Below are 25,075 nucleotides of genomic sequence, written 5' to 3' on the forward strand. Positions count from 1 at the left end.
TTGTCACATCATCTTTTCAAAGAATTGAGTAATCAACCGATTCAGCTGCAGCCAAACCGGGTATGGCGAACCTATTCAGGAGGCAAACTTATCGACCAATGGCAGCAACAACCTGCTCCAGAAGATAGCAGTTTTCCAGAGGAATGGGTGGCTTCGGTCGTGAAGGCTGTCAATGTCGGCCGTGAACATCTGCAAGAGGGATTAAGCAAGGTTAAGTTGGCTGATCAATCGATTACCACTTTGCAAGAAGTGATTGATTCCGATCCAGTAGCATTTTTGGGCAAAGCACATCTCGAGAAGTTTGGCTCCCAAACAGCCGTATTAGTTAAATTGCTCGATTCCAGTGAACGCCTGACGATTCAAGTGCATCCAGATAGACAGTTCGCGGAAAGCAAGTTCCAGTCTCGATTCGGTAAAACGGAGGCTTGGTATGTGCTGGGCGGCAGAACAATTGATGGCGAAGAACCTTATGTTTTATTTGGCTTTAAGCCGGGAGTGACGGCTGAAGCATGGAAGAGTCTGTTCGAATTGCAGGATATTCCAGGCATGATTGATGCGCTGCATCGGATTCCAGTACGAGAAGGCGATATTTTCCTTGTTGAAGGTGGCGTCCCTCACGCAATCGGAAGCGGATGCTTCCTAATTGAAATCCAAGAGCCTACAGACTACACACTTCGGACAGAGCGAACCACACCAAGAGGCAACCATGTGCCCGATAAGGCCTGCCATCAGGGGTTGGGCTTCGATGAGATGTTGAACTGTTTCCATTATGAGAACCATTCGTTGGAGCAAATAAAACACAAGTGGACCAAGCAGCCGAGCCTATTGCAAGAATCTAGCGGTGGAAATTTGTCAGCACTCATTCAGTCAACGGATACCGACCGCTTCACTATGGACCGTTTGACAGTCAATGATGTGTTTACACACAAGTTAAACGGCACCTTCGCTATCGCAATCGTCACACAAGGAAAAGGGACTCTGTCCTATGAGTCAGGAATGATAGTTATCGGTCAAGGGAACACCTTTTTCTTACCAGTTTCTATCTCCACTATGAAGTGGAACAGTGAAGGAGAATTACCTTTGCAGGTGATTCTTTGTTACCCGCCAACTTCTTGATTCAAAGCAATAACCCCATTCTCATTTGAGGATGGGGTTATGAATTGTTACAGCTCAATTGCAAGCGCACAGAAGTTTGACCTTATAGCGTTTTTGTAAGCGATTTAAAAAATGTTTGACAAATCCTGCACAGGCGACTATTCTAAAATTACTTAAACGTTTACGTAATCAATCAGATGTTATGCAAAGTAGGGAATTTACCGTATGAATCCTCCGACAATTAAAGATGTGGCCAAGGCAGCGAATGTCTCTGTCGCCACGGTTTCAAGGGTGCTGCACAACCTCGCTGGCTATTCAGACAGAACCAGACAAAAGGTTATGCAAGCGGTGGAAGAGCTGGGTTATCAACCTAATGCGATTGCAAGAGGGCTCGTTAATAAGAGGACTCAGACCATTGGTGTCTTGTTTCCGCATGTGTCCAGCAGCTTCTCATCTGATATTCTTCATGGGATTGAAGAGACTGCTCAAGAAAAAGGGTTCAGTGTCATAGTGTGCAATACGGCTGAAGAAGGCAAGCGGACCATGAAGTATCTGCAAGTTCTCAGGGAGAAGCAGGTAGATGGCATTGTTTTCACAAGTGAAGTGCTTAAGGATGAATACTATCAAGCCATTAAGGAAATGCGAGTTCCAGTTATCCTTGTAAATACAATGTCCCAAAAACATATGATACCGTATGTCAAAGTCGATGATCGTCAAGCTGCCTACCATGCGACAAGCTATCTTATTCAGAAGGGACACCGGGAGATCGCCATGATCAGCGGTTCGCTTAAAGATCAGATAGCGGGATATCCACGTTTAGAGGGGTACCGTCAGGCTTTGACTGACAATGGTATTGAATACCTCGAATCGCGAGTAGCCATTGGTGGTTTTCAATTGGAGCGCAGCAGGGAAGCTATGAAGAAGCTGTTGACGGAAGCGCCTCCTTTTACAGCAGTGTTCGCGGCAAGCGATGAGATGGCCATTGGCGCCATGAATTATTGCTTTGAACAAGGGCTCAAGATTCCGGATGATCTTTCGATCATAGGTTATGACGATTTGAAATTTGCGAGAATGGTCTATCCGCCGCTAACGACCATACATCAACCGCTGACAATGATGGGGCGCATGGCTTCCGAGAAACTGATTTCTTTAATTGAACACAGTGAAACGCAAGTGTCGAGCAGCATCGTAAGCCATCAACTGGTGGAAAGACAAACCGTGAGATCCAAGCCTTGAAAAGGGCTTCTTTTTCAGAATTTTTAGTAAACGTTTAACCTAACATACTGCTTTTTTAAAGTTTTAGAGTCATTCAATTTAACAGGATTCATTTCTTACGGGTGGTGATGTGAAGAAATTCGTTGGTTCTTTTTTTTCTCCCTTAAGTAAACGTTTACTCAAAATGATAAGTCAGACTCATATTTCTTTTATAAAATGGAGGTTTCTTCGATGAAAAAAACAACGACAACAATTTTTACAAGCGTCCTTGCACTTTCCGTGCTGGCAGGCTGTGGAGCTGGAAAAACGAACAGTGAACCTGGTTCCACTCCGGCAACTTCATCTGCAACAGGTGAGAAAGTGAAGCTGGAGTTCTTCCAAAATAAAGCGGAAGCGAAAGCCTCCTTCGATGCTCTGGTAAAAAAGTTTAACGATGCGAATCCGAACATTATCGTGACTCAAGTCAACCCGCCAGATGCGGAGACGGTTCTGAAAACGCGTGTTGCCAAAAAAGATGTGCCCGATATCATTGGTCTCGGAGCAACGGATACGTTTGCTCAGCTATCCAAGAGCGGATTATTTACTGATTTTTCGAATGACTCTCTTACAGCGAATATTCAACCTTCCTACATTAATATGTTGAAGAAACTGACAGGAAGCGATCAACTCAGCGCAATTCCTTTTACAGCTAATGCAAGTGGTGTCATTTACAATAAAACGATGTTTAAAGAGCTGGGTCTAAGCGTTCCGAAAACCTGGGATGAATTGCTGGCTACCGCTCAAAAAGTGAAGGATGCCGGTAAAACTCCGTTCTACTTGACGATCAAAGACTCTTGGACAGTGATGGTGCCATTTAACTCCTTGTCAACCAACATTGTGGGTATTGATTTCTATGATAAAAGATCAAAAGGCTCAGTGAAGTTTGACAGCCCAGAATTCCGTGAAGTAGCTGACAAGCAATTAAAGCTTTTGGATTTTGGTCAAAAGGATATGATGGGCAAGGGCTACAACGATGGTAACACGGCTTTCGCTAAAGGTGAATCGGCCATGTATCTGCAAGGGGTATGGGCTATTCCGGAAATCAAAAAAGCGAATCCTAGCATAGATTTGGGTGTATTCCCATTCCCAGCGACGAACGACCCTGCTAAGAATAAAGTTGTTTCCGGCGTTGATACCCTGCTGACGATTTCCAAAAACAGCAAGCACGCTAATGAGGCTAAGAAGTTCATTGAATTCATGCTGAAAGCGGAAAACGTTCAAACTTACATTGATGAGCAAAAAGCGTTCTCTGCCGTGAAAAATGTGAATCAAACCGATGCTAGTGTACAGGATCTGAATGCTTCGTTCACGAGCGGCGCCATTGAGGACTTCTCCGATCACTACATTCCTGGTGCTGTTAAAGCGGATACGATTATCCAAAGCTACTTGCAGAAGAAAGATGTAAATGCTTATGTGAAACAATTTGATACCGAGTGGGATAAAGTTGCTAACCGCAAGTAAGCGCCGATACACATAGAAGAGAGCGCCGTAGGGTGCTCTCTCCCTATTTATAAAGGAGGTTCATCATGGTTTCAAAAAAAGCGGCGTATTACAGTATGGCAATACCAGCGTTGCTCCTGTTTTTCGCTTTCCATACTTTTCCCGCTCTTCAAGGCATATATTACGCATTCACAAATTGGGATGGGTATAGCGAAGGGTACGACTTTATAGGCTTTAAGAATTTTATCAATCTCTTTCAAGATGCGAATGTCATTAACTCCTATTTGTTTACGTTTAAATACGCTATTGTCGTTACTATATTCATTAATGTAATAAGCTTGCTCATTGCACTAGGTCTTAACTCACGTATTAAATACCGTAATTTCTTCCGAGGGGTTTATTTTCTCCCTAACGTACTTGGCGTACTTATTGTCAGTTATATCTTCAACTATCTATTTGCCAACATTGTTCCTACGTTAGGTGAGAAATTAGGAATCGAATTCCTGTCCACCAACATCCTGGGCAATGAACAATGGGCATGGATCGGGATCGTGATAGTAGCTGTATGGCAAGGTATTGCGTTTAATACGATTCTATATCTCTCTGGACTTCAAACGATTCCACAAGATATCTATGAGGCTTCCTCTTTGGACGGGGCCGGTAAATGGCAGACGTTTTGGAAAATTACATTTCCCATGATCTCATCCTTTTTCACGATCAACATGGTACTGGCCATGAAGGGATCCCTGATGGTTTTTGACCAGATTGTTGCATTGACGGGAGGCGGACCTGGTCGCGCGACGCAGTCCATTGCTTTCTTGATTTATCAAGGCGGCTTCCAAGGCGGAGAATTTGCCTACCAATCCGCGAATGCCGTCATTTATTTTATCGTAATTGTCGTCATCTCTGTCCTACAGCTTAAATTTTTGCAGAAACGGGAGATGGAAGCCTAATGACCAAACACTCCACGAACTGGATCGTCACAAGTTTGATTGCACTGGGATCATTACTTATTTTGTTCCCTTTATATATGGCGGTTGCAATTGCATTAAAGAATCCGGAGGAGATGGCGAAATCTGTCTTCTCGCTGCCGACTGGATTGCACTTTGAAAATTTCGCGAATGCCATTGAAGCGACCGACTTTTTCACGGCTTTTGGGAACAGCTTGGTTATCACTGTATGTTCCGTTGGTTTCATACTTCTGACCAATTCCCTCGTTTCCTATGCGATTGCGCGAAATATGAACAACAAGTTCTTTAAAGGCTTATATTTTTATTTCATCAGTGCGATGTTCATTCCTTTCCAAATTATTATGCTTCCAATTGTAAAGCTGACAACGAACTTGCATATGAACAACATGCCAGGATTAATTATTCTCTACATCGTGTATGGACTTGCTTTCAACATTTTTGTGTATGTCGGGTATATCCGCACGATACCGATTGAATTGGAAGAAGCCGCAACGGTTGACGGTGCTTCAACTTATGGCACCTTCTGGCGCATTATATTTCCGCTGCTTGCACCGATCAATGCCACGATCGCCATATTAAGCTGCTTGTCAACGTGGAATGACTTTATGCTGCCGCTTATTATTTTAGGCAAACCGGAATCGTACACGCTTCCTCTTGTGCAGTACGTGTTTCAAGGCCAATTCAGCACGGATTTCAACTTGGCATTCGCCTCGTATCTGCTTGCGCTTGCCCCAATGGTAATCGTATATCTGATTGCGCAAAAATGGATTATTAATGGTATTACGCAAGGTGCTGTGAAGTAGAAAGTCTCATCACGAACACTACTGAGCAGCCGCATTGGAAGAGATAGAAAAGAGGCTTTGCCACAAAGAAGAGGCTATCCCATGATCATTGGATGATTTGGGGTAGCCTCTTTTTTGTGGAGTAGAATTGAATAGCTGGAAAAACTCCCTTTATATCGAGCAAGTCTAGGCCAGGCAAACCTAATAACTGGAAAAAGTCCTGTTAATTCTCTCTTTTTCCCTGTTTCCAAGCCCAATCGTCCGCATTAACTGGAGAAATTCCATTTATTCCTGCCTGTAGCAGCGTTATTGGGAGATTTAGCGGTAGTATTTCCTGTTCATTTGAAGATGCGCTCGCAACAGGTCAAAAAAGGTTTTCGCTCGGTCAACGGCGCGGCCGCTAATCATGAGCCAGGCTTAATCTGCGAATATCAGGTCAGGGTGCTGCCACATTTTCTTAGGAAATAAAAGTTCCGGCAAGTCTCTGTGGAATAACTTGTTCTTGATTTGATCTTCTCGGCCTTCTTGAACCTTGCTTAGCCAGTTCGGGTCGAGCAGAAGCGCCCTGCCGAGTGCGACAAGTTCCACACCGGACGATAGTGCAGCCGCAGCTTGTTCCGGAGTCGTAATTTCGCCAACACCAATGAGTGGTGTACGATTTCCTACAAGCTCCTTCAAGATTTCCATTCGGGATAAATTACTTTCCACGCCTCGGCGGGGTTTAGAAAAGAAATTATGCAGGGAGACATGGATATAATCGAGTTCCTGATCGGCTAGAACATCGATAATTTGAATAGCGTCAGCCATAGTTAATCCGTTGGTAAATGCTTCTTCTGGTGAAATTCGATAGCCAATGGCAAACGGTTTTCCACTTTCAGCTCTAGCTTTTTTCGCTTCCTCGATGAGAGCGAGCGGAACAGCCAGCCGCTTTTCGAATGTACCTCCCCAGCGGTCCTGTCGTCGGTTAGAATGAGGCGAAATGAACTGCTGTATCAGATAGCCATTGGCTCCATGAATCTCTACACCGTCAAAGCCTGCCTCGATGATTCGTCGGGTTGCATCCCCGAATTTCTTAATCAAATCCTCGATTTCAGAATCTGTCAGTTCATGAGGAGGCGCAGCATCAGAGTTTTCCGGCGCTACGGCACTCGGGGCTTCTGGATTTTCCATTTTTAGAGCTCCACCGTGAAACAATTGCACGATGGCTACGGCTCCATTGGATTTTAGTAGTGAACTTAATTTTCTAAGTCCCGGCAAATGCTCATCCGTCAACGTGGTTGGCGCTCCGGGATAATGCTCATCTTCAGTAAACGTTGTAGCCGAAGTGATGATCATGCCGGCATCTTTGACTCGCGGGCTGTAGTAAGCCAGTTCTTCCTCGGAAATAAAGCCTCCGGGCAATGAGCCCCAGTTCCCCATTGGTGCCATGACAATTCGATTCTTCAATACCTTGCCGCTGCGCAGCCGAAATGGCTCAAAAAGTGCTGTATACGCTTCTTTCATTTTCTTAATACTCCTCTCGGATTTAAAAGTTGTTATGATATAAGCTATCCGCGGACATTCGGTGGTTTCTTTCCTTCAATCAATTCTGTACCTACTTGTCGGTACAGAATCGACAAAAAAAATGATCGTCAAGCATCTGGGTACCCCTTCCTCGATGAGCTAACCTCTTGTTTGTACCTACCGTTCGGTACAGAGTGATTATAACAAAAGTGCTTCGTATGCACAATAGAAAAAACGAAAGAAACCCGGCTCAAGAAAGCCGGTATTGCGCGCGAATGATCGCGATGGCATTCGTGAGAAAGCCATCTTCTTTTTGACTCTTCTTTAATAAAATGCCGCCTTCGATCATAGACACGATGGCTCGTGCATGCTGTTTGGCATCGATGTCCGACGTGAGATGCCCCTGCATTTTCAGCTCACTCAGCGCGCCTTCGATCGACGAAATCCACCGGTCGAATATATAGTGGACTTTCAGCCGAAATGTCTCGTCGTGTTCGCTCATCTCGATGGCGAGGTTCCCCGCGGGACAACCCGAATGCCCTTCTTCGTCCAGATGGATGGCCAACGTTCTGTCGAGCATTTTATTTAATTTCACGATAGGATCAAGATCGGTTGCGAAAATACCCTCGAAGACATCCCTGTCCCATTCCTTGACGAGATCTTCGACGACGGCCAGGCCGAGGTCTCGTTTGGAAGAGAAATAGTGGTAAAACTGGCCTTTCCCGATGTGAGCCTCTTCCAGAATATCGCTGATCGACGTAGCTTGGTAGCCTTTATAATATATGATTTTTCTGGAAATCGTAATAATGTCTTGGAGTTTCGACATCTCAACACACCCTTTATGATTTCTTTTGCTTGAACGCAGTATCTGCCTAACCGGTTGGAAGGCGACAAATGAATTCTATCATAAATTGTATAGAATGAATATTTTACATGTATCAATTCTGCCATAATAGGTAACTTTATATTCAGTGCTGGGCAACAAGTTAAACAGATAATAACACCGACAACTAAACTGAAAATTAGGAGAATCCAACAAATATGAAGTCAACTCATGCTTGGGTAGGAGCAATTTTTGGAGCAACGATCCTGATAAGCGGTTTGACAGGATGTTCTCAAATGGATGGAAAGAATGCAGTGAAAGTCAAAAGTCAACATGGTGCATCCTACGAAAATTCTAGCAACACAATTACACAACTAGCGACAAATACCAATAAGCAGGAACCTATCACATTTGTACTTGTACACGGTGCCTGGGCTGACGCTAGTTTCTGGGATAATGCCGCTGCTGAACTGAGAAAACAAGGTCATACCGTTCATGCTCCCGAATATGCGGGTCACGGTTCCTTATACAATCCAGCTGTGAAGCATGAGGATATTGTGAAGTCAATCGTGGATTATATAACATCGAAAAAATTGACGAATATCGCCCTTGTCGGACACAGCTTCGGAGGTACTGTCATTCAGAAAGTTGCTGAGCAAGTCCCTGATCGGATAAACCGCTTGGTATTCTTTGACGCTTTTGTACCGCTTGATGGACAAAGCTTAAGTGATCAATTACCGACAGAACTTCAAAAGGTATTTGGGCAACTGGCACAACAATCCGGGAATGGTACCATCAAATTGCCTTTCGCCGTATTTAGAGATGGTTTTGTAAACACAGCGAGTGAAAGCATTGCTAAGTCCATATACAATAAAGCAAAACCAGAGCCAGGTGCGCCACTTGTTCAAAAACTTGATCTAAAGAAGTTTTATAGTTTGAATATTCCGAAAAGCTATCTGTTCTTAACTTCTGATATTGTTACTCCACAAGGAGATAAATATGGCTTCCATCCTGCTCAATCGAGTCATTTGGGTCAATTCCGACTTATCCTCGGCGAAGGTGATCATATGACCACGGCATTTGAGCAGCCTGGTTATTTGGCGCAAAAACTATATGAAGCAGCTAGGAAGTAAGAACAGTTAGGGAAGAACAAGAGTGAATTCGCAATGGAGGAAATTATGGGACGAATAGCGATTTATGGATTTGGACGAATTGGTCGGCAATTGTTAAGAGTCGCTTTACAAAGGCAACTTTTCGTACCCGTGTCTATTTCAGATATAAGAGACGAAGCTACGCTTGCCGCTCTTTTCGAAGTAGATACGAATTATAACCGCTGGCATGAAGACGTGAGCGGAGATCATGGCATGATGGTGATAGGTGGACGTGAAATTAAGTATATTAATTCGACTAACGAAGTTCCTGATTGGAAGAGTCTAGACGTGGATTTAGTGGTGGACTGCACAGGTCGATCCTCTACCCGAGCTGCAGCTTCCGTACATTTGGAACGCGGTGCCCGCCGCGTATTACTGAGTGGTCCTAGCAGTTCACTGGAAGATTGCGACGCTGTGCTGCTAAAAGGGATAAATTTGGACACTTTTGATCCGGACAAGCACAAGATTATTAGCATGGGAAGCTGTACAACCAATGCCTTAGCTGTCGTTGTCAAATTAATCAACGAAAACTTCGGGATTAAGTACGGTTTATTCTCGACAGTCCATTCTTACACGAATAGCCAATCGTTAACAGATCAACCGATGAAGGATCGGCGAGATTCATGGGCAGCAGCGGAAAATATTATTCCATCTTCTTCCGGAGCAGCAAAGGCACTCAAATTTATTTGGAAAGACTTACAGATTACTGGAAAGGCATACCGTGTGCCAACGCGTACTGGCAGTATTGCCGAGTTGAATCTTTTGACGGAAAAGCCGTGCACGGTAGAGCAAGTTAATGATATCTTCCGCTTCGCAGCGAAAGAGGGGCCGTTAAAGGGAGTGCTGGATGTTCTGGAAGGCGCATGGACGTCTGCTCGAATTGTAGGAGACTCCCATTCCTCAATTGTGGATCTCCCTCTGACTCAATTACAAGGAGAAATTCTTTCTGTCGCTACCTGGTACGATAACGAATGGGGTTTTGCATCACGACTGGCCGAAGTTACCGCGTTTCTTGCTAATAAAAATTAAAAAGATGCCAACCGGAAGCGAATCTATTACTTCGTTTTTGGTTGGCTTTTTTGTGTGAATTCATGCCGATCGCCCTCGTTATCATTACTGTTTGTAGAAAACAAGGCGGAGATCTGCGTTAGTACTCCAAGCCCTTCCAATAAAGTATAAATAGTACACCGTAAGGAACAATAAGTACGTTTCGTCAATATGGGTTCGGTTGGGTGATGGCAGTGGATAAGGCAATCGGTAAAATCAGTTTTTTACAAGTGTGTATGATTTTTATGCTTATGAATGGGTTAATGAGCCATATCATTGCCAACCCTTTACTCCTAGATGCAGCTGGAAGAGATGCCTGGATCTCTGTGATACTGGCGGGATTATTATTTCTTCCTTGGTGCGCTCTCCTTGTTATGTTCATGAAGAGAACGGGCCAGCAGAAACTGCAGCCTTGGTTAGCAAGCAAGACGAGTACCATCGTATCCTGGATAATTGTATTTCCGATTTGCTTACAGTTATTCATGATCGGATCGTCAACTGTCTTGTATACCGCAATTTGGACAAATGTCGATTACTTGCCAGGTACACCTAAATTAGCGTTGGTCATTGTTTTATGCATCGCATGTCATTACTATGCTACCTCTGGCATACGGACGATAGCGATCAGTGCCGGTATCTTGCTTCCAGTTGTGGTTGTCCTTGGATATTTTGTAGCTTTCTCGAATGCACCGCAGAAAGATTATTCGCTTCTGAAACCTGTTCTGGAGCATGGTTGGCAGCCCGTCATACATGGCATGGTTTATGCCGGAGGCGGGTTTATTGAACTACTGATGATGATAGCCGTCCAACATCGTCTCAAGTCCGGTGCTCGGGTGTGGAAAATTGCTATATTTGCCTTGTTTTTGGTGTATATAACTGTTGGCCCCATTATTGGAGCTGTGAGTGAATTTGGACCTATTGAAGCTGCTAAACAGTCTGAATCTCCATACGAACAATGGCGCTTGGTCAGATTGGGCAGCAATATCGAACATGTCGATTTTTTATCCGTCTTACAGTGGATGTCGGGTGCGATTATTCGAGTCGGCTTCGCACAGTTTTTACTTGTGGAAATGATGCCTTTGACTAATTCACGACAACGCAATCTCTTCAACCTTATCGTTACAATCAGCTATGTCGCGCTATCCATGGTTCCCTTTGAGAAATATTCACTTTATTTATGGATGTATCGATTTTATTTCCCAATTTCCCTAGGGGTGGCTTTGTTCATTTCGATCGTTTGCATAACGATCTCGTTATTTTCCAAGAAGTTCAAGGAGGAAGCGGCATGACGGGGACTATACTTAAACCAGTAGAAGGTTGGGACAAGCAGAAGCTCAAGGCGCTGACACTCCACTCTGCAGATATTGAATTCCAAGAATATAAATTTGATGAAGGCGGCACAGCTGAAGTTATTCTTATCTATAGCGGCGGGTTGTGCGATTCCTCACAGATTGCAAAGGTCATTCTTCCAGAACTGGAAAACTTGTATCGGCGGCAAAAGTTAAGTGAATTGCAAATGGATCATGTCTTCATGCCATTGCCATTAACTGCACTAGAAGCCACTACATCGCAGGAACAAATATTTGAATGTATCTACGAAGGCGATCTCCTGCTGCTGTTCACACAATCGAACCTTTTATTTAAAATGTGCATAGCCCGTTTTCCAGATCGTACACCTGAGGAATCAAGCACAGAAATTTCTATCATTGGTCCTAGAGATGGATTTGTGGAAGATATCGTTGTCAATGTGGCCTTGATTCGAAAACGTATTCGCAGTCATTCCCTCTGTTATGAAACTTTTACATTGGGAAGAAGAACAAGAACAAAAGTAGGCTTGTTTTATTTTTCAGATATTATTTCTTCCGATGTGTTGAATGAAGTTCGAAAAAGAATGAATAAAATTGATGTCGAGGGACTTCAAAGTATCAATCAACTAGAGCAGAAGATTTCCGATAAACCGTACACTATGATGCCTTTATTTGATTACACCGGCCGACCTGACAAGGCTGTAACTAATTTACTTAACGGAAGATTTGTTATTATTGTGGATGGTAATCCAATGGTTCTAATTGGGCCAGCGACCTTTTTGCTATTGCTAAAATCACCAGAAGATATCTATTTCAGTTTCCATTATATTTCGTTTGCGCGTCTGATTCGTGGATTCAGTTTTCTATTATCAGTCCTACTGCCGGGCGTTTGGGTAGCACTCACTTCGTTTCACCCGGATCAGATTCCCTTTCGTTTGATGGCAACTATTGCCACGGCACGCATTGGCTTGCCGTTCTCTGGACAAATTGAAATGTTTATCTTACTCATGTTGTTGGAGATTTTTCGAGAAGCAGGTCTTCGCCTCCCAAGTAACATTGGCCAGACATTGACCGTTGTAGGCGGATTAATTATTGGAGATGCATCCATTCGAGCTGGGTTCGTCTCTCCAAGTGTCATTGTTGTTGGAGCCATTGTATCTGTGACAGGAGCAACATTAGTCAGTCAAAATTTGGGTGGAGCCGTTAGCCTCCTCCGATTCGTGTTTTTTTTCATTTCTGCCGTTTTCGGAATGTTTGGATTAATCGTTGGTTTTGTGCTCTTCATTGGATATATGTGCAAGCTGAGCTCCTTCGGAGTTCCTTACATGTCCCCACTGTCACCCCCGGTGTTTAAAGAGATGGCAAGAGCTGTTATACGGCTTCCCTGGAGATTTTATAGAAAAAGACCTGAAGACCTAAATACTGTAGACTCTGATAAGCAAAGGGAAGATCTTGCATGAAAGTAATCATTAAATTGAATATCATTCTAGCAGTAACTTTCATGGTGTCAGGATGTTGGGATTCCAAAACCATACAAAATATGGCGTATGTAACGGCTCTTGGCCTTGATTATAAAGACGAACATTATATTACGTATGTACAGATTCTAAACTTTTCGAATATTGCAAGGAGTGATCAAATTTCGATAGGCAAAAATTTGCCGATATGGATTGGGAAGGGAGAGGGAAAGACAGTTGCTGAGGCTTTGTCCTCCATTTACGCGACTTCGCAATTAAGAATATATTGGGGACATATCAAAGCAATTATCTGTACGGAAGACCTATTGAAAAGCAAAGCTGCACTCAGACAAGTTTATGATGCAATAAATCGCTACCCTGAAGTTCGATATAATATTTTGCTGTATGGTACAAAAGAGAGCTTCACCGATATTTTTACACAAAAATCTCTGCTTAATCTTTCACCACTGGATACGATCATGGATACGCCAGAGGAAAGCTTTAAACAGCGATCCTCGATTCAACCACAGTATGGATACAAAAACATTGCCGAATTAAATGAAAAAGGCAGGACGGTCATACTTCCAACGATTTCTATAACGAAACAAGAATGGCAGGAAGATCAGATGAAGAAAGCCATGTTTCGAATAGATGGGGCATATGCCATGCATTATCATCAATTAGCGGGGTGGTTTTCTGAAGACGATCTGAAAGGCGTTAGATGGTTTAATAAGAAAACGAACCGTATCTTCATTAATATTCCTGATAATAAAAAACCTTCAGGATCACTCGTATTAACGAAGCCTCATCATAAGATACTGCCGTTAATTAAGCATGATGAAGCCCGTTTTGACCTATACGTTGAGGCACGTGCAACTGTTACAGAAATGACTGAAAATGCTTCCAAAAAGATGATGGAAGACCAAGCTGAACAAGTCGTTCGAGATGAAATCATATCGACCTATCGAAAGGGGCTTTCCAAACAGGCAGATCTGTTGAATTTGTTTAAAGAAGTTTATAGGAATGATCCTAAAGCTTGGCATCGCTTAAACGATGGTGGCCACTTGGTATTAAAAGAGGATACCTTAAACAACATTGAAGTCAGAGTGCAACTGATACAAAGCGGAAAATATAAGGGTAGAGTGCTTCCTGACTAGTACTTTCCATTTTTATTTCATAAAATGATGGCTATTTGAGAATGCTAGCAGAATCGGTAACAGTCTATTTTCTCGTCGAAAATCAAAGAACCCTTGCTTTCCGCAAGGGTTGCCATGAAGTCACCTACCTACCTTTCAAACGGTCTTCTCTGTATGGTGAATGTTATCTAAAGTAAGGAATGATAAAGGCCATCACGCCAAGGGCAACCGACCACCAGGCAAGTCCCTTTTTCGGGGTTGCCAGGCAGATGAGTCCGAGGACAACAGCAAAGCTGCCCATCCATACAGGTGCATAGAAAAAGCCGATAACTGCTAAAATAATGCCGATCCAACCAAGCCATTTTCCTGTTGTTACTCTCATGTTCAACATCTCCATCAAGTTAGTTTTGTATAATCAAGCGGTGCTTTCGAAAAGACAGTTCACTTAGTACAACATAAGGTAGGTATGTGACTTCATGGCATTTAAGATTTAGGTGACGATTTAGGCTGGTTTGTCCTCATGACGATATCCAACATAGGATTGGTTACGCTGTATAATGATTTCTCATCTAAATGATGATGCAGCAGATGTCTTTTCTTCATCCATTTGCCCCAAGGGGTCAACGGTTTGATGGGGCGATGGGAAATATAGTGCTTCCATTGATAATAAACTTGAAAGCCGGATGCACCGAACACTACGGCCAAAGCCAGATGCCAATCAAACCCTGTCACCATAAACGCAGTCCCGTAAATAAGCAAATATGCAAAGATATCAAAAGAGACGGGGCCGAACAAAAATTTCACGTCATTTGGAGAATCATGATGGGCGACATGTCCCTTATATGCTATTGGAACAATCCGCGGGAATTCATGTAGAAGGTACCGGTGAACCAAATATTCAATTAAGATAACAAGTACGGGACCTACACACATGGCTACGATCGTCCGGAAAGTGCCGAAAGTCGCGATGACCCCACAACCGCTAAAGAGACAAAGAGAGAATAGGAACAAAATAAGACGCTGGCCCATAAATTCTTTTACATAATGAATAAAGGGCGTTTCTGATCTCATTGACATCTCCTCCTATTTAATGAACTTGGTGTTGATTAATGCTTACACAGCTTATTATAATTAGTTGGAGGTTAAATTCAATGATCAAGATACCTCCAAAAGTCGCTTACGCGACACGCTGTATAACGTATGTTCATTAGTTCAAGAAATAGTTCATGGAAGAGGCGGACGTACATGCAGGACAGGACGGATCCCAGAATCATACGAACGAAGATGTTGCTTAGGAATGCCTTAATTGACCTAATCGACGAAAAAGGCTTCGAGGGCACGACCATCCGGGATTTGATGCAGAAGGCCGGCTTGAATCGGGGGACATTTTATTTGCACTACCGTGATAAATACGATCTACTCGAACAAAGCAAAGAGGATATGCTCAACAACATTTTGAAAATCGTTAAAAACATCGACCCAATTCAAATCATGAACTATGCTTCACGGAACGAGCCTCATCCCATTTTCCTGAAATTGTTCGATTTTTTTACTTTGCATGCCGTTTTTTTCAAAGTTCTCTTGGGATCCAAAGGTGATCCAGCCTATCCAGGCCAAGTGAAACAGATTATGGAAAAGCATCTCTATGAAAAGCTGTCTCTGCTTCAATCTGAGCATATTCCTACACCGCGCGAGTACGCGATCTCTTACTTGGCATCCGCAAATTTAGGGATGATTCAGCACTGGCTGGAAAGCGGTATGCAGCTTTCTCCACGAGAGATGGCGTTGTTGTTAACCCGCATGACGACTTTCGGCCCTTTACAGACCTTCGGACTGAAAGGGAAAGATATCGTAGATCAGCCAACGCGTGTAACTTAAAAAGGACCGTCAGGATGAAACTTCCTGACGGTTTTTCTTCATTAGGCGAGAGTCCATGTCATTGGAAACGGTTTAGGCAGATGCTGTGACAAGTACCTAATGCCAAGCGTATGTTGAGAGTAAGGGAGGTTGAGGCAGTTGACATATGCAAGCATGTCTTTCAAGAGCAAATGGCAAAAGACCAAATGGCTGTTAAAGCATCGGAATTTGCGAAGGCATATCCCCCGAACAGTTCCGTTTAACAGAAAAAATTTGCGGATGATGTTATCCACCTATCCAATTGTCTATTTTAAGCCTACGGGAGGTACGGGCGGGTTTGGTATCATTCGTATCAAGAAAATCACAAGTGGGTATCAAACAAAACCTCAAACCGTCAAATCGCCAAGTCCGACACTAGGTCATTTACACAAGAAGCTGTCCCGGTTCTCAGGAAGGAAAGCGTATCTGCTTCAGCAGGGGATCTCGCTTGCCAAAACAAAAGGTAGACCGTTCGATATCCGAGTCATGGTTCAGAAGACGAATAAAGGAAAATGGATAAGCACGGCTATGTGCACGAAAATAGGCAAGCCGGACAAGATTGCCACGAATTATCACCAAGGCGGCAGGCTCGGCTATCTTCACCAAACACTGGTAGGAGCAGGGTACAAGATCAAGTCGATCCTTCGTAAGGAAGCAGCATTGAAGCGGCTTGGCGTTACTGTCGGAAAGAGATTTGATTCTAATCGAAGAGGCTTTAGAGAACTGGGGCTTGATGTGGCTCTTGACACCGAGGGGAAGCTATGGATTCTGGAAGTGAATACGAGGCCGGCCATTTATCCATGGAAGCACTTGAAGGGCAGAAAGCTGTATCGTCGTATCAGGACAGCAGCCAGGCAATACGGCAGAGTCACGTAGAAATCTTAGTGTATTGAGAATGAAGAGGCCAATCCGGCTGCTCATCTACATCCGTCGCTTATTAGGCGGATTTTTATTATTTTTCGTAAGCTTTCACGCTTTTCCATAAAAGAAATCATGTGTTTGTTTTGTCTAAATACTTAGTTTAACAAAAATTACATATGACTTGCGAAACTACATGTATCCATGTTGAGGTTACATGAGGCTTTGACAGTACAAAAACGACATATTTACCAGAATGTCCAAGAAGATTAAGATTCTAGTGTAATCGCTAGCAGCCTTGGTAATTTGCAAATTATGATCTCTATTATGGAGAAGGAGGACAATGAAGGATGAACAGAAAGAAGCAAGTCGTAGCGTCCGCACTCGCTGTAGCTATGATAATGACTGTACTGATCGGCTGTGTGAGCAACAAAGAGAGCGGGAGCGCTGTAAGCAATAGCGGAAGTTCGAAGGAAAGTTCGGTGAATAAGGAAGGGTATCCGATTGTGAGTAAAGCGTTGACCTTATCCATCATGGCTCCAGATATGGGAATACAGAATTGGAAGGATATGCCGGTCATGCAGGAGATGGAGAAGCTCACCGGTATTAAGATCGAATATCGGAATGTACCACGGGACAGCTTCGATACGAAGAAGAACCTCGTTTTCGCAAGTGGAGACTACCCTGACATTTTTTTCGCATCGAAGCTCACACCGGCTGAAGAGCAGAATTACGGGAGCCAGGGCATCTTGATTCCTTTAGAGAAGCTCATCGATGAATATGCGCCTAACATCAAGAAAGTGCTCGCCGAGAAACCGGATATTCGCAAGTCCATCACTGCGCCAGATGGACATATTTATTCTCTTCCACGTATCGAGCCTTTCCAGCCATGGTACCGAAATCCGATGTGGTACAACGGCAAGATGCTGAAGGAACTTCATGTAACGAAGCTGCCGGAGACGACGGATGAGTTGTACAACCTACTTAAGCTTGTCAGAGACACAGACCTGAACAAGAACGGCAAGAAGGATGAAATTCCGCTGTCGTCTTCCTCAGGCATCAAATTAAGAGATATCCGTACTTGGATTCTTGGCGCATTCGGTGCTTATGAAGAAGAATTGTACGTGGACGATAACAATAAGGTTCACTACACACCAGCTGAAGATGCCTATAAAGGCTATGTGACTTACCTGAACAAGCTCTGGGCAGAGAACCTGTTGGATCACGAATCTTTCTCGCAGACGGACGACCAAAAGAAGGCTAAAATTATGAACGATCAGGTTCTGCTGTTCTCCACCTGGCATGCCTACATGTCGCATGGAGGGAAGCCAAATACGGAGGACGTGATGTTCAGCCCGGTTCGAAGTGACAAGGTAAGCGCTCCGGCCATATCGAGAAACAAAGGCTTCTCGACAGGGACTTTCGCGATCTCCAAATCCAATCCGTCTCCGGAAGCATCGATCCGTTGGGTCGACTATATGTACTCGAAGGAAGGCGAGATGCTGTTCAACAAGGGCCCTGAGGGTATTCTGTGGAAATTTACGGACAGCTCCAAAACTAACATCGAATATTTGCCTGTGCCAAATGGAGAAGACAGAGAAGCGTACCGCTCGAAAATCACACCTAACTTTGGTATCGCTTCTCCGATGGTTGTACCGGATGAACCTGTGAAGGATGAGTTCGCAAAATGGGTGGATAACGAGAACAAAACCAAACTACTCGATAGAGGGGCGCGCGTGCCGTTCCCGGCATTGTTTTTGACGGAAGCAGAGTCTCAAGAAGTGGCAGGATTTACTACCGATCTGACTTCGTATGTTACGCAGATGGAAGCGAAGTTTATTATTGGGCAGGAGTCACTGGACGGCTGGGATAAGTATGTAGAAACCTTGAAGAAGATGGGTTCCGACCGATACCGAGAGATTTACCAGGGAGCATACGATCGTTGGAAGAAGAGCTAAAGTCTAATTAAACGTTGGGATAGAAAACAGCATAAAGAGGGTGCATAGGTGAATCTGACCTTTGCACCCCTTTCTTATTTTGTTTTTAATAGGCGAAATTCGTTTGGCGTAAGCCCCGTCGTGTTCTTGAAGACACGGAAGAAATATTTCTCGTCGGAGAACCCGACTTTTACGGCGACTTCGTATATTTTCAGCTGATGGTTACTGAGAAGCTTCTTGGATTCCTCCACACGAATCTTTTGGAGGTAATGAATGAAACTGACGCCGGTCATTTTTTTGAACAGGCTGCTGAAATAAGTTGAATTCATGAACACGAGACTAGCTGCCTTGTTGAGGTCGATATCTTCAGCATAATGCTCTTCCAGATAGCGCGTGATGAAACCTACATCATGTCCGAATTGAGAGCCATCTGAAGCAGTCTTGTGATGCGTGCTCTCTTTCGTCAGCCCCTGAATAAATTTATGTAAGACCTGATATAATTTATCTTTCTTTACGGGTTTTAATAAATAAGCGCCAACGCCGTAGGCGATTGCTTCTTGAGCGTAGCTGAATTGGTCGAAGCCGCTTATAATAATGGTTCGCGAGGGGAGCTCCCACTCTCGGATTTGTTTTAATAGCTTGAGTCCGTCAAGAAAAGGCATCATAATATCTGTAATAATGAGATCTGGAACCATCTGCCGGATTTTTTCAAGTGCTTCTAGTCCATTAGATGCTTCTTCAATCGTAGTAATAGGCAAATCCATTTTGGATACTATTTTAACGATGCCCCGTCTAATAATGTCATCGTCCTCAATGATTAACATACTGAACAAGTGGAACTCCTCCTATAATATCGGGAAAACGGATGGAAACGACCGTCCCTGATAATCCGCTTTCGATTTCAAGCCCGTAATGCTTGCCGTAGTTGAACCGAATCCTCTGCAGAATATTCAAAAGCCCAACGCCGCCGCCCTCCGATGGCCTTAGCGTCCCGACTTCGTCTACGTCCTCTTTAAGTATTCGTTGAACGAACGCAAGCCGCTCCTTGTCCATCCCTGTCCCGTTATCGGCAATCCGGCACAAATAAACGCCTTCATATTCCTTAATGGATATAGAAATGATGAGATTTCCTTTCCGATTGTGAAATCCGTGTTTAATCGCATTTTCAACAATGGGTTGGAAGATGAACGAAGGGATAGGAAGGCGGTTGATGCGATCCGAAAAATCAGTCTGTAATTGTATACGGCCATTATGCATTAAATTCTGGACTTTTAGATAGTCATTCAAATGCTCCAATTCTTTCCAGACAAAAGTCTGTTTCTTCTGGCTATGTGTAATACTGTATCTCATAATGCTTCCGAGTGCGGTTATAGCTTCCGAAAGCTCTTCTTGATCGTTGAATTCGGCCATCATGCGCATCGTTTCCAAGGCGTTAAAGAGGAAGTGCGGGTTGATTTGCGCCTGAAGGGCATAAAGCTCCGCTTCACGTTGCGCAATTTCAGTTTTGTATACACGTTCGATTAACTCGTTGATTTTGTAAGCCATGACATTGATATTGTGGCCGACGATGTCAATCTCATCTTCTCCGTGAACGGGGATCTGAATATCAAAGTCACCCTTTTGAATCCTGCGAATGCCGGCAAGGATTTGTTTGATTTTTCGCATTAAGAAAACAGCCATTAGATAGGCGGAAATTGCTAGAATCGTGACGGAAACCACAAGGATAACGAGAAAAACATTGCGGGATTTGGTCCAATGCGTCATCATCACGCTGTTTGGTGTCATGCTGACGAGAACGGCGCCTGGCAATCGAATAGGCTCGGTCAGGACAGAGTAGTCGGTATCGTCAATTAGGGTGTCTTGATCAGGCAGCTGCGGCAGCGCAGTCTCCGTATCACTGTAAAGTAGTTTCCCCTTATCATCCAGAACCACCATAACGCCTGAATTCAAAGTTTCCTTGACCTGCAAGCTTTCAAATAAATACGATCCGCGGACCATGAGTTCCAAGTAGGCTCCGCTATTGCTATAATTGCTGCTGCTTAGCGCATAGTAAAGATAATACTGCCCGGAGGCATCATGCCGCCAATAAGCTTTTCCTTGCTGCGTGCCGGACTTCATATCCAAATACCAACTCTGCTTTGCGTAAGAAGAGGAGTGATTGAAAAAATCGCTTTCCGGCACTTCGTCATCTTCGACAAGTATTCGAAACTTCCCAATCGTATAGGTAGTCGCTTCAATCCAGGAAGCCATCGGCTTAACGCTTTGATTCATGATGTTGATCCAAGTGACCGTATCATAGTAGGGTTGGCTGAGCACGTCGTTCAGTGTTGTGTTGACTGAAACCATATAGCCTATTTTTTCAGCTTCGTCGATCTTATTGTTAATATCCGTTTCAGCGTACAACAGCTGTTGATTGTTCGCGTGATTTCGTTCTTTCACCAAGTCCTGAATCAGGTTCTGATAGATCCATATACTGCTTCCTACAGTAGGAATAAGAATGAGTAATAGATAAGTCAGGAATATTTTGGATTTAAAGCTCATCTTGTGTAGCAGGTTGTTTTTGGTGGTCATCCTATTCTGCTCCTCTAAATCAGGTTCTATCGATAGTCAATTGCAAAGCTTGCCTTCTACATTATATATCAGCGCGACGGGCAGAAACCTTAACAAGGACAAGGGTATAAAAATCGTACACTAAAAACTAAAGATTCGATACTGAAATTGAATATGTAGGTTGGTACTATTAAACCATGTTACAAGTCTAGTTCGCCTGATCCATATACACAACACGATGGAGTGATAAGAATGACTAAACCTTTGCTGTCGACTGCCGAAAAGCCAACCTTTCCTATAAGCTTGCGTGATCGGCTCTCCAAGCCGCAGTTGGTTTTACAACTAATGGTGTTACCGGCTGTTCTCGCCATGCTAATTTTTAATTTTCTACCCATGTTAGGTATGTTCATTTCCTTTAAAGAAACAGACCTGACGAATGGGATATTCGGTGGACAATGGGTCGGCTTTGAGCATTTCCAAGAAATTTTTGAGGATGACCGTTTCTGGTTGGCGATGAAAAATACAGTCGGGATGAGCATCGTAAAGCTCGTCTTTACATTTATTGCTCCCATCCTATTCGCTCTCGTTATGAATGAGATTCGGTCAAGCTCTTATAAAAAACTGGTCCAGACGATCAGTACCTTGCCCCATTTTCTATCTTACGTGATTGTGGCTACGCTTTGTCTTATTTTCCTGGATCCGCAAGGCATGGTGAATCACGTATTGATGTCGCTGCATGTAACGAAGGAGCCTATCGGATTTATGGCGGATGCCAAATGGTTCTGGGGACTTGGTTCTATGTTGGACTTATGGAAAGAAACGGGATGGGGAGCGATTGTTTTCTTGGCGGCGATCACAGGCGTCAACTCGGAGATCTACGAAGCGGCCAAAATAGATGGCGCAGGGAGACTTCGCTGTATTTGGCATATCAACCTGCCCGCCATTCGGAGCACGATCATGGTCATGTTGATTTTGAACATTGGCAATCTGTTCTACGGGGGATCCAATTTCGATCAAAGCTACCTGCTAGGCAACATGTTTAATTATGATCGATCCTACACACTGGGCTACTACACACTTGACAATGGACTTATTCAAATGCGGTATTCCTTCGCTGCTGCCGCTGATCTTATTATTTCTACGCTATCGTTAACCTTGCTGCTTGTAACGAATTGGACAGCCAAAAAAATAAATGGCAGCAACATCTTCTAGGAGGCATCTCATGAGAACTTCATTTCGAAAAAGCAGGGAAGATTTCTTCGTGGATACCCTTGTATGGGCGTTATCGCTCATTGTACTTGCGGCTACTTTTTATCCACTCTATTTCGTGCTTATTCAATCCTTGAACGATGGAGCAGACGCTGCAAAAGCACCGATTTATTGGATGCCGCGCGAGTTTTCGCTCCAAAATTATCAGTTGGTATTTAAACAGGAATTACTTTTAATCGGGTTGAAAAACACACTAATCCGAACCGTGGTTGGAACGGCTGTAACGATATTTGTTACTTCAATGGCTGCTTATTCGCTCCAGAGACCACACCTCAAGCTGCGTAAGGTTTATGTGTCGATGGGGGCTATCTCCATGTATTTTTCCGGTGGTCTTATTCCGCTTTACTTGGTACTGAATAGCCTGCATCTGTTAGATACTTTCTGGGTATACATTGTTCCTTACATGTTCGGATTTTTCAATTGTCTGCTATTCATGTCGTTTTTTCGGAATATACCAGAGGCGCTTGTCGAATCCGCACTTATGGATGGGGCCAGTGAGTTCCGTATTTATTGGAATATCATTATCCCGCTGTCAACGCCTGTATTTGCTACCGTATCGTTGTTCGTAGCCGTCTTTCATTGGAATGATTATTTCATTTCATCTTTCTTTATTACCCAAGAAAGTCTGCAGACACTGCCTGTTATATTAATGCGGTTATTGTCGCTATCGGAAGCTCAGCAAGAGATACAAAGATATATTGGCAATAACGGGTCAAGTGTGACACTTGAGTCGATGCGATATGCGACATTAATTATTTCAATTGCACCGATTACGATTCTATATCCGTTTCTACAGCGGTTTTTCGTACAAGGGATGTTGGTAGGGGCAATTAAAGCCTGATGAATGTAGGATTGAAAGGGGTGGTCCACGCATCCAAATCCAGATTAGCTAATGAAATAACAGTCGATTTTTAATTTCAGGGAGGTTGCAAGTCAGATGAAAAAAATAAAAAGCGGTACTATTCTGTTTGTATCTTGTGCAATGTGTGTCTCCATATTCAGTGCATGCTCCAACACGAAAGAAAAAACGAGTAACGAAGCAGCATCAACAACGGCGCCAACTGCGGCAGCATCTGCAGATGGGAAGAAAAGTTGGGAAGTAGATACATCCCCCATTACGTTGGATGCGTATTTGAACTTTTCCTGGTTCGGTAACAACTGGACGGATTCGGCGGCTCAACAGATTACGAAGGAAACAGGCGTAACCATCAAAATATCAAAACCGGTTACCGATGATGATCAGAAGCTGAATCTGATGATTAATAGCGGGAAGCTGCCCGATATTGTTATGGCGGATAAGAACAGCCCGGCCTGGAGCATCATGGAGCAAAAAGGCCTTCTATATTCTCTAGATGAATTAGCTGCCCAATATGCACCAGAGCTGTTGAAGGATGCTCCCAAGGAAGCATTCACTAACTATAAGGGAGAAGACTCTCACACCTACAAGTACGTTGATTTTATCGAAGGTGAAAAGTATCAGCAGGAAGCTAAAAAATACAATGCGCTCGTTGGTACGAACCAGCCAGAATGGTCCATTCGTCAGGACTACCTAGATGAAATTGGAAATCCGGATATTAGCACACTGGATGCTTACGTCGCTGCTTTAGAGAAAATAAAAGCCAAACACCCCGACAAAATGGGCTTCTATGCAAATGTAGGAGACCTGACTAACGATCGAGATTATCAAATGGGGACAAATAGCATGCTCCCAAATTTCCGTTATAACGTTGATGGAAATAAAATCAAATCCGGTCTGCGCAGTGATAATTTCAAACAAATCTTAGGCTTCATGAACCAACTTAGTGTTAAGAACTTACTAACCAAAGATACATTTATCGATACAAAAGACATTTTCACCCAGAAAATTAATAGTGGCAAAACGATTTCTTACGCTTGGGCGATCGGTGAAGGAACAAAGTCACCGGCTGACAATCCAAAGACAAGCTATAAAGTCATGGCACCATTCCAGGCCTATTCTCAAGTCAGAACTGGCGGCGGCTGGAACGCCTTTGCCATACCGAAATCGAATAAACATCCAGAGCGCACAATACGCTTCCTGGCTTATATGGCCTCACAACAAGGGCACATTACGGCCAAGTGGGGAGTCAAAGGAGACAAATATAGCGGTGATATCGTAACGGGTCCTCATTATAATGTGGTGGATGGCAAACCGCTCTATCTGAAGGAATACTGGGATGTGAAACAAAAAGACTGGTCGGGAGTTTCCGCCAAAAACGGTCTAGGGGAATATTGGTTTGCGACGAATACGGCTTGGTGGCTTTATCCGGAATGGAATAACACCGACCCAAGTTTCATTCAATATAACAAAATGTTCGCAGATAAAGTGAAATACATGCCGGAATTGGAAAATCTGGATCCGATGCCAAACAGTAAAGAAGGAATTATTTTAAAAAGAGTAACGGATTTGTACGCGCAGTATGGCGTCAAAATGATTTTTGCCAGCTCCAAAGAAGAGAGCCAGAGCATTTATCAAGAATTTATTGAAAAAGCAGATTCCGTTGGACTACCGCAAGTCGAGGCATACTGGACAGATCAGTATCAGAAGAATTTGAAACGGATGGGGAAATAAATTTCCATT

Annotated in this window: 22 protein-coding genes; 16 read left to right on the forward strand and 6 right to left on the reverse strand. The window is 43.6% G+C overall.

Annotated features, from left to right (window positions below; genetic code table 11):
* From GQF01_RS29555 to GQF01_RS29575, 5 genes are all read left to right on the forward strand, one after another.
* Window positions 1-1,116: a type I phosphomannose isomerase catalytic subunit gene (locus GQF01_RS29555; protein ID WP_161410632.1), complete on the forward strand. Its 1,116-nt coding sequence runs from the start codon at window positions 1-3 to the stop codon at window positions 1,114-1,116.
* A gap of 204 nt (window positions 1,117-1,320) precedes the next feature.
* Window positions 1,321-2,331, forward strand: a complete 1,011-nt coding sequence (locus tag GQF01_RS29560) for a LacI family DNA-binding transcriptional regulator (protein WP_161410634.1) — start codon at window positions 1,321-1,323, stop codon at window positions 2,329-2,331.
* A 210-nt stretch (window positions 2,332-2,541) separates the two neighbouring features.
* The gene (locus tag GQF01_RS29565; protein WP_235960651.1) at window positions 2,542-3,810 is read left to right on the forward strand and encodes an ABC transporter substrate-binding protein; all 1,269 of its coding nucleotides are present in this window, start codon (window positions 2,542-2,544) and stop codon (window positions 3,808-3,810) included.
* A gap of 65 nt (window positions 3,811-3,875) precedes the next feature.
* Window positions 3,876-4,742, forward strand: coding sequence for a carbohydrate ABC transporter permease (locus tag GQF01_RS29570; protein ID WP_161410638.1), 867 nt, complete (start codon window positions 3,876-3,878; stop codon window positions 4,740-4,742).
* A complete protein-coding gene (locus GQF01_RS29575; protein ID WP_161410640.1) occupies window positions 4,742-5,563 on the forward strand; it encodes a carbohydrate ABC transporter permease in 822 nt (273 codons plus the stop codon). The genes GQF01_RS29570 and GQF01_RS29575 overlap by 1 nt, the downstream gene beginning before the upstream one ends.
* A 396-nt stretch (window positions 5,564-5,959) precedes the next feature.
* Here the strand turns inward: GQF01_RS29575 and GQF01_RS29580 are convergent, their stop codons facing one another.
* Window positions 5,960-7,045 (reverse strand): NADH-dependent flavin oxidoreductase, encoded by a 1,086-nt coding sequence (locus tag GQF01_RS29580; RefSeq protein WP_161410642.1) that lies wholly within the window; start codon window positions 7,043-7,045, stop codon window positions 5,960-5,962.
* A gap of 250 nt (window positions 7,046-7,295) precedes the next feature.
* Window positions 7,296-7,871, reverse strand: a complete 576-nt coding sequence (locus tag GQF01_RS29585) for a TetR/AcrR family transcriptional regulator (RefSeq protein WP_161410644.1) — start codon at window positions 7,869-7,871, stop codon at window positions 7,296-7,298.
* Between the two features lie 215 nt (window positions 7,872-8,086).
* On the opposite strand from GQF01_RS29585, the gene GQF01_RS29590 reads away from it, so the two are divergent.
* The 5 genes from GQF01_RS29590 (at window position 8,087) to GQF01_RS29610 (ending at window position 13,987) form a co-directional block, all read left to right on the forward strand.
* Window positions 8,087-9,001, forward strand: coding sequence for an alpha/beta hydrolase (locus tag GQF01_RS29590; protein WP_235960653.1), 915 nt, complete (start codon window positions 8,087-8,089; stop codon window positions 8,999-9,001).
* A 45-nt stretch (window positions 9,002-9,046) separates the two neighbouring features.
* Window positions 9,047-10,048 (forward strand): type I glyceraldehyde-3-phosphate dehydrogenase, encoded by a 1,002-nt coding sequence (locus GQF01_RS29595; protein WP_161410646.1) that lies wholly within the window; start codon window positions 9,047-9,049, stop codon window positions 10,046-10,048.
* 206 nt (window positions 10,049-10,254) lie between these two features.
* On the forward strand, window positions 10,255-11,355 hold the full coding sequence (locus tag GQF01_RS29600) for a GerAB/ArcD/ProY family transporter (RefSeq protein ID WP_161410648.1): 1,101 nt from the start codon (window positions 10,255-10,257) through the stop codon (window positions 11,353-11,355).
* A complete protein-coding gene (locus GQF01_RS29605; RefSeq protein WP_235960657.1) occupies window positions 11,244-12,833 on the forward strand; it encodes a spore germination protein in 1,590 nt (529 codons plus the stop codon). Before GQF01_RS29600 ends, GQF01_RS29605 begins: the two co-directional genes overlap by 112 nt.
* Complete coding sequence (locus tag GQF01_RS29610) at window positions 12,830-13,987, forward strand: Ger(x)C family spore germination protein (protein ID WP_161410650.1); 1,158 nt, start codon at window positions 12,830-12,832, stop codon at window positions 13,985-13,987. Before GQF01_RS29605 ends, GQF01_RS29610 begins: the two co-directional genes overlap by 4 nt.
* A gap of 163 nt (window positions 13,988-14,150) precedes the next feature.
* On the opposite strand, the gene GQF01_RS29615 is transcribed toward GQF01_RS29610, so the two are convergent.
* A complete protein-coding gene (locus GQF01_RS29615) occupies window positions 14,151-14,348 on the reverse strand; it encodes a C4-dicarboxylate ABC transporter (RefSeq protein ID WP_161410652.1) in 198 nt (65 codons plus the stop codon).
* Window positions 14,349-14,449: 101 nt separating this feature from the next.
* Window positions 14,450-15,037: a sterol desaturase family protein gene (locus GQF01_RS29620; protein ID WP_161410654.1), complete on the reverse strand. Its 588-nt coding sequence runs from the start codon at window positions 15,035-15,037 to the stop codon at window positions 14,450-14,452.
* A 174-nt stretch (window positions 15,038-15,211) separates the two neighbouring features.
* Between GQF01_RS29620 and GQF01_RS29625 the strand changes: the two genes are divergently transcribed.
* From GQF01_RS29625 to GQF01_RS29635, 3 genes are all read left to right on the forward strand, one after another.
* Window positions 15,212-15,844, forward strand: a complete 633-nt coding sequence (locus tag GQF01_RS29625) for a TetR/AcrR family transcriptional regulator (protein WP_161410656.1) — start codon at window positions 15,212-15,214, stop codon at window positions 15,842-15,844.
* 138 nt (window positions 15,845-15,982) lie between these two features.
* A complete protein-coding gene (locus GQF01_RS29630) occupies window positions 15,983-16,738 on the forward strand; it encodes a YheC/YheD family protein (protein WP_202556776.1) in 756 nt (251 codons plus the stop codon).
* 332 nt (window positions 16,739-17,070) lie between these two features.
* Complete coding sequence (locus tag GQF01_RS29635; RefSeq protein ID WP_161410658.1) at window positions 17,071-18,678, forward strand: extracellular solute-binding protein; 1,608 nt, start codon at window positions 17,071-17,073, stop codon at window positions 18,676-18,678.
* Window positions 18,679-18,752: 74 nt separating this feature from the next.
* On the opposite strand, the gene GQF01_RS29640 is transcribed toward GQF01_RS29635, so the two are convergent.
* Complete coding sequence (locus GQF01_RS29640) at window positions 18,753-19,481, reverse strand: response regulator transcription factor (RefSeq protein WP_235960731.1); 729 nt, start codon at window positions 19,479-19,481, stop codon at window positions 18,753-18,755.
* A complete protein-coding gene (locus GQF01_RS29645; protein ID WP_161410662.1) occupies window positions 19,468-21,198 on the reverse strand; it encodes a cache domain-containing sensor histidine kinase in 1,731 nt (576 codons plus the stop codon). The genes GQF01_RS29640 and GQF01_RS29645 overlap by 14 nt, the downstream gene beginning before the upstream one ends.
* A gap of 261 nt (window positions 21,199-21,459) precedes the next feature.
* Between GQF01_RS29645 and GQF01_RS29650 the strand changes: the two genes are divergently transcribed.
* From GQF01_RS29650 to GQF01_RS29660, 3 genes are all read left to right on the forward strand, one after another.
* A complete protein-coding gene (locus tag GQF01_RS29650; RefSeq protein ID WP_161410664.1) occupies window positions 21,460-22,419 on the forward strand; it encodes an ABC transporter permease in 960 nt (319 codons plus the stop codon).
* Between the two features lie 10 nt (window positions 22,420-22,429).
* Window positions 22,430-23,317: a carbohydrate ABC transporter permease gene (locus tag GQF01_RS29655; RefSeq protein ID WP_161410665.1), complete on the forward strand. Its 888-nt coding sequence runs from the start codon at window positions 22,430-22,432 to the stop codon at window positions 23,315-23,317.
* A gap of 96 nt (window positions 23,318-23,413) precedes the next feature.
* Entirely contained in the window at window positions 23,414-25,066 is a 1,653-nt protein-coding gene (locus tag GQF01_RS29660) for a type 2 periplasmic-binding domain-containing protein (protein WP_161410668.1), read from the forward strand.
* The last annotated feature ends 9 nt before the right edge of the window (window positions 25,067-25,075 follow it).

Source organism: Paenibacillus silvestris, assembly GCF_009882985.1.
In the GTDB taxonomy this organism is placed as follows: Bacteria; Bacillota; Bacilli; order Paenibacillales; family NBRC-103111; genus Paenibacillus_E; species Paenibacillus_E silvestris.

Coding starts and splice junctions, on each gene's coding strand:
- GQF01_RS29635 (WP_161410658.1), top strand. CDS start 17,071: ATGAACAGAAAGAAGCAAGTCGTAGCGTCCGCACTCGCTGTAGCTATG.
- GQF01_RS29565 (WP_235960651.1), top strand. CDS start 2,542: ATGAAAAAAACAACGACAACAATTTTTACAAGCGTCCTTGCACTTTCC.
- GQF01_RS29585 (WP_161410644.1), bottom strand. CDS start 7,871: ATGTCGAAACTCCAAGACATTATTACGATTTCCAGAAAAATCATATAT.
- GQF01_RS29590 (WP_235960653.1), top strand. CDS start 8,087: ATGAAGTCAACTCATGCTTGGGTAGGAGCAATTTTTGGAGCAACGATC.
- GQF01_RS29575 (WP_161410640.1), top strand. CDS start 4,742: ATGACCAAACACTCCACGAACTGGATCGTCACAAGTTTGATTGCACTG.
- GQF01_RS29560 (WP_161410634.1), top strand. CDS start 1,321: ATGAATCCTCCGACAATTAAAGATGTGGCCAAGGCAGCGAATGTCTCT.
- GQF01_RS29640 (WP_235960731.1), bottom strand. CDS start 19,481: ATGTTAATCATTGAGGACGATGACATTATTAGACGGGGCATCGTTAAA.
- GQF01_RS29625 (WP_161410656.1), top strand. CDS start 15,212: ATGCAGGACAGGACGGATCCCAGAATCATACGAACGAAGATGTTGCTT.
- GQF01_RS29580 (WP_161410642.1), bottom strand. CDS start 7,045: ATGAAAGAAGCGTATACAGCACTTTTTGAGCCATTTCGGCTGCGCAGC.
- GQF01_RS29610 (WP_161410650.1), top strand. CDS start 12,830: ATGAAAGTAATCATTAAATTGAATATCATTCTAGCAGTAACTTTCATG.
- GQF01_RS29605 (WP_235960657.1), top strand. CDS start 11,244: ATGGATGTATCGATTTTATTTCCCAATTTCCCTAGGGGTGGCTTTGTT.
- GQF01_RS29570 (WP_161410638.1), top strand. CDS start 3,876: ATGGTTTCAAAAAAAGCGGCGTATTACAGTATGGCAATACCAGCGTTG.
- GQF01_RS29655 (WP_161410665.1), top strand. CDS start 22,430: ATGAGAACTTCATTTCGAAAAAGCAGGGAAGATTTCTTCGTGGATACC.
- GQF01_RS29660 (WP_161410668.1), top strand. CDS start 23,414: ATGAAAAAAATAAAAAGCGGTACTATTCTGTTTGTATCTTGTGCAATG.
- GQF01_RS29645 (WP_161410662.1), bottom strand. CDS start 21,198: ATGAGCTTTAAATCCAAAATATTCCTGACTTATCTATTACTCATTCTT.
- GQF01_RS29650 (WP_161410664.1), top strand. CDS start 21,460: ATGACTAAACCTTTGCTGTCGACTGCCGAAAAGCCAACCTTTCCTATA.
- GQF01_RS29600 (WP_161410648.1), top strand. CDS start 10,255: ATGGCAGTGGATAAGGCAATCGGTAAAATCAGTTTTTTACAAGTGTGT.
- GQF01_RS29615 (WP_161410652.1), bottom strand. CDS start 14,348: ATGAGAGTAACAACAGGAAAATGGCTTGGTTGGATCGGCATTATTTTA.
- GQF01_RS29620 (WP_161410654.1), bottom strand. CDS start 15,037: ATGAGATCAGAAACGCCCTTTATTCATTATGTAAAAGAATTTATGGGC.
- GQF01_RS29595 (WP_161410646.1), top strand. CDS start 9,047: ATGGGACGAATAGCGATTTATGGATTTGGACGAATTGGTCGGCAATTG.